At 44.9% G+C, this 13,378-nt stretch carries 6 protein-coding genes; 1 reads left to right on the forward strand and 5 read right to left on the reverse strand.

The features are described from left to right. Nucleotides 1–90 precede the first annotated feature (90 nt). From JUB14_RS10070 to JUB14_RS10090, 5 genes are all read right to left on the reverse strand, one after another. Nucleotides 91–4,179: a PIN domain-containing protein gene (locus JUB14_RS10070; protein WP_207505725.1), complete on the reverse strand. Its 4,089-nt coding sequence runs from the start codon at nucleotides 4,177–4,179 to the stop codon at nucleotides 91–93. Beyond that, on the reverse strand, nucleotides 4,172–5,227 hold the full coding sequence (locus JUB14_RS10075) for a ComEC/Rec2 family competence protein (protein ID WP_207505726.1): 1,056 nt from the start codon (nucleotides 5,225–5,227) through the stop codon (nucleotides 4,172–4,174). Before JUB14_RS10075 ends, JUB14_RS10070 begins: the two co-directional genes overlap by 8 nt. A gap of 115 nt (nucleotides 5,228–5,342) precedes the next feature. Beyond that, nucleotides 5,343–8,738, reverse strand: a complete 3,396-nt coding sequence (locus JUB14_RS10080) for an amidohydrolase family protein (RefSeq protein ID WP_207505727.1) — start codon at nucleotides 8,736–8,738, stop codon at nucleotides 5,343–5,345. A 147-nt stretch (nucleotides 8,739–8,885) separates the two neighbouring features. Beyond that, nucleotides 8,886–9,383: a GNAT family N-acetyltransferase gene (locus JUB14_RS10085; protein ID WP_207505728.1), complete on the reverse strand. Its 498-nt coding sequence runs from the start codon at nucleotides 9,381–9,383 to the stop codon at nucleotides 8,886–8,888. Between the two features lie 10 nt (nucleotides 9,384–9,393). After that, complete coding sequence (locus tag JUB14_RS10090; protein WP_207505729.1) at nucleotides 9,394–10,608, reverse strand: bifunctional alpha/beta hydrolase/OsmC family protein; 1,215 nt, start codon at nucleotides 10,606–10,608, stop codon at nucleotides 9,394–9,396. A gap of 476 nt (nucleotides 10,609–11,084) precedes the next feature. Between JUB14_RS10090 and JUB14_RS10095 the strand changes: the two genes are divergently transcribed. Beyond that, complete coding sequence (locus JUB14_RS10095) at nucleotides 11,085–13,286, forward strand: catalase (RefSeq protein WP_207505730.1); 2,202 nt, start codon at nucleotides 11,085–11,087, stop codon at nucleotides 13,284–13,286. The last annotated feature ends 92 nt before the right edge of the window (nucleotides 13,287–13,378 follow it).

Here is a 13,378-nt window from a genome sequence, read left to right on the forward strand (position 1 = left end):
CTCGGGTTGATAACTAAGATGAACGAGGATAATTTAAAAGTGAATAATGATAAAAAAGCTAGTAGCAGTTCTTGTGCTATTTATAACAAGCTATTGGTCACTAAGATTTAAAGTTTCTAATGTATGAAGTAGATCCTCCTTAACAAAGTCTCCATATTCGCCTAATAAGTTGAATTCAATATCAATTTTAGATAATATAGTTTTGATGGTCCTTTCGTTAATATACTGGGAGCCAGATAAAGTAGTTTGTAGTAGTATCCTAGATATACGACGCTTGTAATCTATTAATAAATTATCGGCATATAAACATTTTAAGAATGTAATTGCACTTAATAAGTTTATAGAGCTAGGGTTATAGTTCGGGGAGTAACTTAATATAGCTTTCAAGTAATCACTATTATGTGATACAATCATTTTATTATTAGAAAATGCTGTATATAGTTGTAATCCTGTTATTGTAAGACCTCTCATATTTAGCCTAACAAGATCTAGCCAAATAGAGTCATTATATTTACTATTATGTATATTGTAAAAATATGTTTCAGTTGTAATTGGTATAAGTAAATTATGTTGAAGCTTTGTATAGAAAAAAGCATCATCGGTAATTAACACACGTTGAGGACGCATTGCTAATAACATTGAATCGGTAAAGCTAGACGTAAACATATTTTTATCAGAAAATATTGGTTCTGAATTACTGTCATCCCTTTGCCAATCCCAAGTTAACCTATCTGGAACATAGTCAGTTTGGCAAAACTGATTTATCCATTCATATAAGCCTATCCAAAATCTGATTCTACGAGTATGTAAGTCCTCTGGATGGAAATATGGAACAATTTGTTCACCTATAATATTAAATGATAATTTACTTTCTTGTTGATTTTGAACTTTTTCCAGCTCAAAGAAAATATAGTCAAAAGTATATTGAGATATTATAAACTTTTTGCTGTTATATAGGTTTGTTTCATTTTTTGAAATATGATAGATTGTTAATAATGAAGAGAAATCTAAGACAAATTCAGTTTCTTTACTTATCCAATTGTCAGGTAAACGTTTCTCTAGTAGGCTTTTAGGGAATATAGGGAAGCCATCATGATAATTGGATGTAGAATACTCCCACGCCGCGACAGGACTGCCACCAAATCCATGTTGTGTTAACTCAGTAAAGCCAATACTATAATCCGCAAATTTACGTTTAGCTTCTTCAATATATAGTTTTCGCTTCGCTTCTTGTGGAGCAAAAACATCTATTAACTGATTAAGTAATGCTTCTGGAGGTGCATCAGATGTCGTTGTGAAGGATTGAATTGGCATGCCTGTAAAAGGCTTTGTTGCGATTTCTTCTGCAATCAGTGCCGACTGGCCTTGATACTTGTCTAATATTTGTTCTATTTTATACGTGATTCGTGAATTTACTACAGGTTTAACTAGCTGAAACGTGTCATTTACTTTTAACCCTATTATTCTTTTTGCAATTTGATTGTGCTTTACCTCTTCTGGTGTTAATTCTATCAATTGACTCTGTTGGTCACCTACGATACGTACAACCATATGTATTTGAGCAACCTGAGGTAGAGGGGCCTCATAAATGGACTTATATTGCGTTGTTAATGAAAAGTATGCAGTTTTAACAATTGGGTTCGACCAGTTCTCCTTTAAAACCTGATAACATGCCTCTTGAGCTATGTTTACCTTATTATTAACAAAGTATATGTGGGCGATACTAAAACGGACATTATAAGATAATTTTGCAGTTAATATGCGATCATCCAATAGGGGGTTTAAGTTGTCTATATCTCTTAATCGATATAGAGCCCGAACTCGATCAACCCAAAAAGAGATGACATCAGGAAAGTGTGTCATACCATACTCTGCAACCTCAGCTTGTTTTGAATAATAGTTTAATCGCCTATATAAATCTATTTCACGAAATGTCAAATCAAGGTTAGGTGTGAAATGCTGTCGCCAAAAAGCTAATCTAGCGAATAGCTCATCAAAATCTTTATGCTCTTCAAATAATGTTATTATATAAGCCTTTAACTCATCTGACTCTTCTGTGCCATTACCTATTAAATCTCGCCAAAGCTCTTTCGCTGTACTCCATTCTTTTAAATCAGAATAAATAGCTGCTAAGGCTTTTTGTAGCTGATTTTCTAACTTGTTCCAGAACGGCTTTACATTGTCTGCAGCTCTTTTAGCATCGATATGATATTCTGTGGATGCGCTTAGACAGAATGCTTCTATGAGTGGTTTTATATAACCGAATTCGAATGTCTTTCCCTCGGAAATCCAACTGTATATGTCTTTTGGGTTCTCTCCTTTGATAATAAAGCATTGAATAATATGTAAACAGTTCTTAGCTTCATGTTGCTTGATCACACTGATTAATGATAAATAATTACGAAATGATTGAATCATTTCATCTTTTTGATTTAACATCTCATGAGCTATGCCAATTATCAAATGTACTTCCGCGATATCTTTGTATGAAACTTTTTCGACAGTATTTAAAACTAGTTGAGGTTTTTTGCTTTGTATGAAAATTGTAAGGATTTCAATAATCCGGTCGGGTAGGACTTCCGCAATTGGTAGTAGATCGTCTTGCGTTTTGTCTATATGTGATTTTTCTCCTGTAAATATTTTATATAGTTCATTTATTAATAAATCTTCTTCGCATGGATCACTTGTGAGGTAATATTTGCCGATTAGTTCAAAATATCTAGCTGATCTAAACGATTCTTTTTTATGAAATTCAGTCTTGGATGTATAACTTATTATTTTTGAAAGTATACTTATGGAATACTGAAATAGAGTACTAAACTTAATGTTTGTGTTTTTATGAGAGCTTATTTCGTGTGAGTTTTCTATAAAAGAATGATGTAATGCTGTTAATGCAAGGTAAGTCCAGTAATATATATTTAAGCGGTTAAAGCTAAATACATTAGGCATGTTATGTAGATCATCACGAAAAATGTTGAATAGGTCATTAGCAGATACGTTTGGGTTAGTTTTAGATAATGCGATGATTTTGCCAACTTTATATTGTTCTGAGGAAGTAACGCTATCGGGGGGAGATAGATCGGGATTAAGCTGATTTATAACAAGCCAAGCACGGGCATTCTCTTCATCATCATTTAATATACTTTCTGCAATTTCATAAGCTTTAGTCATATTTTTCCCATAATAGTATGCTACCGCTGCTCGTTCTTTATATTTAATTTTTTCTTTATCTAATAAATATGCTTTTATAAATATATTATAGCACTCATCACTTGAATCTAGATCGCCTACTGCCAAAGCTTTTATGAAGTAAGATCTTGCAAGTAATGGGTTTCTATAAGCTGTGAGTAGACTGGATCCCTCTAAACTTTCTATTGCAGATTCTACTAGTGTTAAAGCTTGTCTTGGTTGAAGGTCTTTCCAAAAGTTTTCTGCTTTTGTTAAATTTAGCTTTATTAGTTCTATAAATGATGGTTCTATGCTGTTGTTGCTGCTTAAAGTCTTTAAGGGAGTTTCTAGTATCGGTAAAGATCTGTGTCCATGCTGATTTAATAAATAATTAATTCTAGAAAGATCCTGAGCTGTATATTTATTGAATATAGGATCATACTTAATTATGATTCCATGCAGGTCAAAATTGCCATTTTCCTCTTTAACAAGACCACTGCCTGAAAAGCCAGTAACGTTTTCTAACGCTGATGTGTCATGGTCTTCGGGTCTGACTATAGTATTAAGAGATACAGTTGCCCCACTAGAAAGAGAGGATTCGACTACAATCTCTTCGGGACTAAAAGATTTGTTTGCATTGGGGAAACCTCTAAAAGTTAATCTTGTTAATTTAGGAGTACTAGATATTAGAGAGCAGTCGGTTAGTGAGAATGGTATAAGTCTTAGTTCTATTGGTAAAATTGCTATATCATATTTGTTTTCAACACTTGCTTCAAGGTAGAAGCGCTCTATTACAGATAGTGATGTTGTAAAACTACAACTGTCGTAGTCATAGAAGTCGATTGATATTGGCTGGTCCTTAGAATATTTTATAATACAATGGCGTGCAGTTAGAACATAACAGCGCTCTGGATTATCAGCCTTTAATATAAAACCGCTTCCAACAGGTTTTTTATTTACCGAAAGTCGAACACAATGATTAGATAAACTATCTCGGGTAGAGCTACTCATTTGTTGAAAAGGTTAAAGTAATACCACCAGTGTCTATTTCTGGGAAATGGCATATGATATTGAAAAGTTTATATTCGTCATCTGTGAATATTACGTCAAATGCCGTGCTTTGATATGTAAAGTAAAAGTGGATGAAACTATTTGGGTGTCTATTATGACATGAAATTACTATACGGGATAATGCTTCTTTGTGAGGAAATTTGTGCTTGTTAGCTGAATTTGTACTTATCAAGAAATGTTGACAATCTATAATATCCATAATATCATCGTTTGTATTACCTTTCGATCCATGTTGCGATATCTTTACAAGATTTAAACTGATGGGGTTTGTTGGTGAATAACCTAAACTGTGTAAGGAATTTTTTAACACATCAGGATGTGAGTCACCAGTAAAAAGAGCTTTGAAAGTGCCTATGTTTAATATAAAAGCTATGCTGCTTCTATTGCTTAATGATGAATCTTTTTCAAAATTTTTCTTAGCTAACTCAATTATCGGAACATCATAGTCTGTTTCTAAAGTACCAACTGAGCCTTCGTTAGGGGTATTAATACTTTTTTCTTCTTTGCTCCATTCTTCAATAAAGCAGTCAAATTGTTCATTGTCTGGAGATATAACTGTAAGAATAGCTTCACTTATTGTGTGGACTTGGGTTGCCATAATTGGCCCTTCATTTACTATTCCACTACTCAACAGTAAATCTCTAAGCCAAATCCCCTGTTTTATACTAATATCATTAGAATCATTACCTACACTATAAGGTATTGGTGAATAGTTGAACCATACTTCTTTAAAAGAAGATAATCCATACTCTTTCAATAATCGCTTAACCCCTCCTATGTGGTCCCCATCTGTATGCGTGAGTACTAAAAGATCTAAATTATTATCTTTAGATTGCAGGTCATCTATAATTAGCTTAATTGTACGATTAAAAGTATCAGCGTATCCAGTATCTATTAATATACTATGTTCCTTGTTATTTACATCAGTAAAATTCACAAATATACAATCACCACATCTAACAGGTAATGCTGTAATAGTACATATCATCTCAATAAGATCGTTTTTTGTAATTTGATTGAATCAGTCCAAACATTAATAGAAACTACTCTTATACACAAAAGGCTAGCCATTTGGCTAGCCCTTAATATACAAAAAGTTTTGGTTAATTCAGCCCCGGTACGTTGCCCGGCTGCTTGGCTTTCCACTCGGTGTTGTCGAGGGCTTGCTTGCGGGGGTAGATTTCGTTGAGCGAATCTCCTTCGTATAGGCGGCCATCCTTCATGACGTACTTGATGCTGTTGGTGTTCCGGATGTTTTCCAGCGGGTTTTTGTCCAGGATCACCAGGTCGGCCAGTTTACCGCCTTCGATAGATCCCAGATCTTTATCCAGACCCAGCGCCGTAGCGCCCGTCAGGGTAGCTACCCGCAGAGCATCGTGCGCTTTCATACCACCCGACTGGATCGACCACAGCTCCCAGTGGTAGCCCAGTCCCTGTAGCTGTCCGTGGCTACCTACGCCCGAGAGTCCACCGGCTTCCACCAGTTTCTTCATCGACTCGGCATGCTTCTTGAACACATGTTCTTCATCCATAAACCAGGCACCCCGACGACGCGCTTTCTCGGCCAGTTCTTCGTAGGGCGTAAAGCGCTGCATCTTCGGATCATTGTAGGGCTTTTCGGTGGCGTAGTAGTAGTTTTCGGCCCAGGGTCCGCCGTACGATACCAGCAGGGTAGGCGTAACGGCCATCTTGGCGTCAGCGATGGATTTGATCACATCATTGTACAGCGGATAGATGGGTATGGAGTGCTCGTGACCGGGGTACCCATCAATGAGCTGCGTCATGTTCAGTTTGAAATCCAGACCGCCCTCGGTAGTAGGCATCAGCTTCTGTTCCTTAGCGGCCATAATGATCCACTGGCGGTGCTGACGGTTACCGACGAGGTACATCTTGATGGTCTTGGTGTTGTAGTACTTGCTGTACTGCTGCAGTACCTTGCGGGTATGATCGAGGTCTTTGAGATTATAGGTCCAGAAGCCTACACCCGGTCCGGTCGAGTACACGCGCGGACCAACAATCTGGCCCGACTCCACGAGGTCGCTGTACGTAAGTACATCTGTAGTGGCAGTCTGCGGGTCGCGGGTAGTGGTCACACCGTAGGCCAGGTTAGCGGCGTAGATCCACACCTGGTTTTTGTGCAGACCCCAGTTGGGCCACATGTGGGCGTGGGTATCCACGAAGCCCGGTACGATGGTCTTACCGGCTACGTCTACAACCTGCGCTCCCTTGGGTACTGCCAGGCTACCGCTGGCACCTACGGCCTTGATGCGGTTGTTTTCGATCAGAATATCGCCGTTCTCGATCACTTCGTCACCTTTCATGGTAATGATGCGGGCGCCTTTGAGCAGAGCCGTTCCGGTAGGCTGATCCTTAGGGAACTTCACCGTTACCTCAAACTCCTGTGCTACGTAGTGCGGGTCTGGGTCCTCTTTGGCTTTTTCGGCCTTGGCGGTAGAGTCCTTAGGAGCCTTGGCTTTCTCACGCAGAGCTATCTTGAGGCTGTCGTCGTAGGTGTCGGCCTTGGTGAGATCATAGATGAAGTAGTTGCGTCCGAGCGAGTAGTACACCTGCTTGCCATCGGACGACCAGGCCGGAAACTCACCACCCAGCTCCGTAATCTTACGAGCCGGGAAAGCCGAGCTCTTCGGATCTGATACCGAGATAGTAGGCGTTTTACCGGCTTTAGGTACATTCACCACGTATACCTCGTTGGTAATCTTGGCGACTACCTTGTTTCCTTCCGGAGCCATCAGGATGATAGAAGGGGTACTGGGTTTGGTCGTTTCGGGGGCATCGTTGAGGTGGTCAGGGAGCATACAGTGGGTACCTTCCTGAAACGAAGTACCGAAGGTAGTGATCCCGGTCAGTTTCAGGTGGGTCTTCTCGTCGGTACCGTCCCAGCGGATGGATACCAGTCCTTCGTCGCTGTTGAGGTAGATGCGGTCTTCGGACTTGGTAAAATGCGGGAGGCGGCGGCCGTAAGCTTTTTCAATCGCGGTCACGTCACCGCCGTTGGCAGGTATCCAGGCTATATCTTCGGTGTCGCCGGCTGCGCCCGCTGATACCGAGTTTTTGTAGTTGTCGCTGCTACCGCGCATAAATACAATGCGGTCCTGCTTATACGACCAGGCCGGATTGGTATAGACGGCAGGTACTTTGGTCAGGCGCTGGGGCTGGGTGCTTTTGCCACCCACGGCTACCTTGTACAGGTGTCCGCCCTCTTCGCTTTTCCAGGTGGTGAATACAATAGAACCTCCATCGGGTGACCAGGCAGGCTGTGCTTCGGTGAATGTAAAGTTGGTCAGGCGACGGGGCGTACCCTTGGGCAGATCCATCACGTAGAGGCGGTTCAGGACGGTGAAGGCTAGCTTCTTGCCATCGGGGGAAGGTACCGCGTCACGGATCTGGGTAGCTACCAATTCTTTTACGTCCTCGATGGGGTACTTAAAGGATAGCTGCGGTCCCAGTTCCAGCTTTACATCGGCCTGGAAGGGTATCTCGGTAGCATTGCCACCATTGACCGGGATGCTGTAAATCTTTCCACCATAGGAGGCTATCACCGCCTTATTATCGGGTGTGAAGCACATGGCAGGTAATACACCCATGGGGGCGATAGACTCCTGCTCGTCGCGCTGTACGGGGTAGGCCAGCCAGCGCTCGTCACCCGACTGCAGGTCGCGGATCAGCAGACCGGTTTTATCTTCAAAGCGGGTACCGTATACCATCCACTTGCCATCCCTGGACAAGGTAGGGGTAAAGGCCGAGCCGTAGCGGGAGGTGATGGTGCGCATCTTGCCATTCTCGCGGTCATACACGCCGATCTGGTACTGGGGAAGCTGGGCGTTGTAGTTCCAGCCTCCTGTTCGCTCTGAGTAGTAGATGTAGCGGCCATCCGGACTCACCGCCGGGTCGATGGCTTTAAGCTTTTCGGGCTTCTCGATCATCTCAATACCCGCGCCACCATTACGGTGGTAGAGGTATAGCTTGATATTACGACGGCCACGTGCCCCTACAATATACTCCCCGTCGGGCGTCCAGGTAGCGGCAAAGAAGTTCTGATCTTTGTCCTTGGTGACCTGCACGGTATCCTGCTTCTCGCGGTCGATCCACCAGATATTTTCGGCACCGCTGCGGTCCGAGGTGAACAGGATTTTCTTGCCATCGGGGCTGAAACGCGGGTGCGTATCGAAGGCCATGCCGGAGGTTACCTTGGTAGCTTTGCCGCCGGTGATAGGTAGGGTGTAGATATCACCTAAAAGATCGAATAGGACTGTCTTACCATCCGGACTTACGTCCAGCGACATCCAGGTACCTTCGCGGGCGGTGAATTCGATGGAACGTTCGGCTTTGAGGGGGAGCGGGGCTTCTTTGCCCTTCGGCTTAGCCACCGAATCTGCCTTGGCGGTATCCGCTTTGGCGGGCATAGTGAGAGGAGGTGATGTATGGCCAAAGGCAGGGGCTACCGCCAGCAGGCTGTACATCAGTACGCTTCTTAGCATGTCAGATTTGTTAATGAATTGAAAAGAAAGGTGTTTCGGGAAATTTGCTTCATCTGGTTCTGAAGTAAAAAGCAAATATACTTCGGCTATCCAGAATAAAACAAAAGAAGCGGCTGACTTACAGCCCATTTTTAGGAGTAGATGCAGCTATTTTACAACATAACGGCACACGGTAGTCCGGCGGGAGCCGGTAGGGCGGATGAACGGGTCATCGAAGGTGGCTACTACTTCAAAACCCGTCTTTTCAAGGAGCCTTTTAGAAAAAGGATTCTCCTCGTGCCGCTTGGCGTAGATGTGCCGGATACCCTCACCGGCTAGAACTCTAATGACCTCCTCCATGAGCTGTACCCCGATGCCGCGACCTGTCAGGCTGCGATGTACCACTCCTTCGGCCACGTAGCCATGAATAATATCGGGTGAATCTTCAAACTCCGGATAAAAGGTACCTATTTCATACGTCATGATTCCCACTACTTCTCCCGCTTCCTGCGCTACGATACCCCGCACCGAACTATCGTCTATGGCGGCCAGATGCGCTTTTACTTCCTCCTCGGGGAGGTGGTTCCATTCATTGGCACCATGGTCAAGGATCAGGCCTTGCAGAGCTGGTATATCGTTGGAAGTGGCAGGCCGGAGCTGGAGCATGTATAGGTACTTACTTACGTAGGGTGGTTTTTATGACGATCTTGTTGTGCAGGGTCTTGTGTACCGGGCACATATTAGCGATTTCGAGCAGACGGGCCCGCTGTGTATCGTCCAGGTTACCTACCAGTTCTATATCTCTTGTGAACTGGTCGATCTTCTGCGTGTTGTTTACTTCGGTATGGGCCGAGTCTTCGGCGTGTACCTTCCCGTGGTCCAAGTGTACCAGTACTTCCTGCAGGTCCCACTTCTTGCGGTTGGCGTACATTTTCAGGGTAATAGCTGTACAGGCACCCAGTCCGGCTGAAAGCAACTCATAAGGGCTGGGACCTAAATCGTTTCCGCCCAGACTGGTAGGTTCGTCAGCGATGAGTGTATGATGGCGGGTCTGGATCTGGGTGGTGTAGTCATCACCAGCAATCTGGGCTACTACCTGCGATTCTGAGTCTGCCCGTTCAACGGGTTTGAAATCTATGTACCGCTTGGCCCAGCTACTTAGTACGTCCCCTACGTAGTGGGAGTCCTCTTCGTCGGAGAGCAAATGGTCCGCCCGGTCCAGCGACAGGAAGCTCTTGGGATGGCGGGCTGCCTTATAGAGTTCGGCCGCGTTGCGGATGTGAACGATCCGGTCCTGCGGGGAGTGCGCGATCAGGAGGGGCTTCCTCATCTTTTTTACAATAGAAGAAAGATCCTTGAGATCGAGCGAATCTACAAAGTGTTTTTTAATGGTAAACGGCCGCCCCCCGATCGACACCTCGGCGTAGCCTTCGGCCTCGATGGTACTCAGGTCATCTTTGAAGAGGTGCGTCACGTGCGAAATTGTGGAGGGAGCACCAATGGTAGCGATGGCCTTGATAGATTCCATTTTAGAACCCGCTACGATCGCCGCCGCTCCGCCCAGCGAGTGGCCAACCAGCAGGCTGGGAGCTTGGTAGTTTTTTTCCAGGTACTCACCTACCACGATCAGGTCTTCTATATTGTGCGAGAAATTCGTCTCTGAAAAGTCTCCTCCACTTTCACCCAGCCCTGTAAAGTCAAAGCGCACTACCGCGAATCCCCGGCTGGTAAGGGCCAGGCAGATATTCCGTACAGCATGCAGGTCTTTACTACAGGTAAAACAGTGGGCAAAAATAGCGTAGGAGTGGGGGCTGCCGGATGCAGGCAGTTCCAGACGAGCCGACAGCGGTTCGCCCTCTTTATTTTGTATGAATAGCTTGACAGACTTCATAATCCAAAGGGAGGTTCGTATACTTTTATTGTATATCAACCCGATCACTCCCCATTGGTTATGAATCTTCGCATAAAGTACTTACAGAGTAGTGGTGGTATCCAGGTCTCAGTTTAATAGTGGCAGCAGGAGAGACTCCTTTTGGGACGAATTAATATTTTTCTAATGCTTTTTAGCCACCTATTGGTATTACCCCACTTTGAAGAGTGGGTGTAGAAATATTTTCATAGGGAGGGACATAAATTCCCTGAGGCATCCATTTCAATAAATGCCTATTTAAACCTTATTAAACAACTGTCGAAGCCGGTAGGCTTCCTCCAAATTGCCCTTTAAAGTACTTCTGCCTGCTCCGGGGCAGGTTAACTCCTGTTTTCCTGTTTCTGCTGCTAACAGTGTTCGGGTTGAAATTTTAGGGGTTTATGCTGCTTACTCCATTTCACTGTTCAAGTCATTCTACACCTATCTTATCTAAGACAATGGAAGAAAACAAAAAACACAATGCCCAGTCGGACGTCAACGTGAATGAAAACACTAAAAACGAGCAGCTGGAGCATTTCAGGGAAGACCCCAAAGATCAGTACATGACTACGGATCAGGGGGTGCGAATTAGCCATACCGATGATTCCCTTAAGGCTGGTTCGCGTGGACCAACCCTCATGGAAGACTTCCATTTTCGTGAAAAAATGACTCACCTCGACCACGAGTCCATCCCGGAACGGGTGGTACATGCCAGAGGTTCGGGAGCACACGGGTACTTTCAGCCCTACGATGACACGCTGAAAGAATTCACCAAGGCTAAGTTCCTGACTAACCCAAATACCAGGACACCCGTTTTTGTGAGGTTCTCGACCGTAGTAGGTTCCAGGGGATCAGCGGATACCGTTCGTGATGTGCGGGGTTTTGCTGCCAAGTTTTATACCGAAGAGGGCAACTACGATCTGGTAGGTAATAATATCCCGGTTTTCTTTATTCAGGATGCCAACAAATTTGCGGATCTGGTGCACTCCATCAAGCCTGACCCCGACAACGAAATGCCCCAGGCCTCGGCGGCTCATGATACTTTCTGGGACTTTATATCGCTCATGCCGGAGAGTATGCACATGATCATGTGGGTCCTTTCCGATCGGGCTATTCCGCGCAGCTTTCGGATGATGGATGGCTTTGGCGTACATACCTTCCGACTGATCAATGAGGCCGGTAAGGCCAGCTTTGTGAAGTTCCACTGGCGCTCGACCCTTGGTGCCCACTCACTGGTATGGGACGAGGCCCAAAAGCTGGGAGGTAAGGACCCTGACTGGCTGCGACGTGACCTTTGGAATGCCATCGATATGGGCGATTATCCTGAGTTTGAGCTATGCGTGCAGATAGTACCCGAAGAGGATGAATTCAAATATGATTTTGACCTGCTGGATGCGACCAAGATAATCCCCGAAGAACTGGTACCGCTGCGGCCGGTAGGGAAGATGGTACTGAACCGCAACCCGGACAACTTCTTCGCCGAAACCGAGCAGGTGGCTTTCCACCCCGGTAACCTGGTACCCGGTATTGATGTGACCAATGACCCGCTCTTACAGGGCCGCCTCTTTTCGTACCTAGATACTCAGCTCAACCGATTCAATAGCTCTAACTTCACCGAAGTACCCATCAACCGGCCGGTGTGCCCGGTACACAACCACCATGGCGCAGGCTTTATGCGGCAGACTGTCAATAAAGGCAAGGTCAACTACTGGCCCAACTCGCTGGGAGGAGGCGAGCCAAAGATGGCATCCGAGAGTGAAGGTGGCTATGTACACTACATGGAGAAAATAGATGGTCATAAGATCCGGGCCCGTAGCGAGAGCTTCAACGACCATTACAGCCAGGCTACCCTGTTCTGGAACTCCATGACCGAGCCCGAGAAGAAGCATATCGTACAGGCGGCTCACTTTGAGCTGGGTAAGGTAGAGTCCAAGGAGATTCGGGTACGTATGCTGGGACACTTCTCGAAGATTTCAAATGAATTTGCCGAGCGAGTTGCCAAAGGAATTGGTGTGGATATACCCAAAAATTTTGATCAGAAGTCGACCGGCAACTACGAAGACAACGAAGCGTCAAAGCAGATGAAGAAAGGAAAGTCGGTAAAGACGTCGGATCGGGTCAGCATGGAAAAGAACAAGATCGAAACGGCGAAGTCACGACAGGTGGCTATACTGCTGGAAGATGGCTTTAAGTACGACGAAGTGATGCAGGTGAAACGAGCCCTGATGGAAGCCGGTGCCCGCGTCAAATTCGTATCTAAGTTTCATGGTAAGCGTAAGGCCACCAATGGCGATGAGATCGAAACGGACAAGAGCCACATCACCACTGCCTCTATCATGTACGATGCCCTCTACATCCCCGACGGAAAGGAGAGTAACGAAGCCATGTTAAATGAGGGGGACGCCATCCATTTCATCAACGAAGCCTTCAAGCACGGCAAGGCCATCGCTACGTCCGGAAATGGCATCTACCTGTTACAGAAAGCGGTGGTACTGGGGGTAGACTTTGCCGACAAGGAAGGTACTAAGATCGTTACAAGTAAAGGCGTCGTAACCGCAGGGAACGAGGCACGAGCGATGGACTTTGTGGCATCCTTCATTGATGCAATTAAGAAACACCGGCACTGGGACCGCGAAGAAAAAACGATGGTACCCGCCTGATGAGGTAGCTTGGTAGCAAGCTAAAAATCAGGGAAGCCTCTGACCCAACACCGGGTCAGAGGCTCTTTTTTGTATGAAGATCAACTGAATTA

The organism is Telluribacter humicola, assembly GCF_017355935.1.
GTDB classification, from domain to species: domain Bacteria; phylum Bacteroidota; class Bacteroidia; order Cytophagales; family Spirosomataceae; genus Telluribacter; species Telluribacter humicola.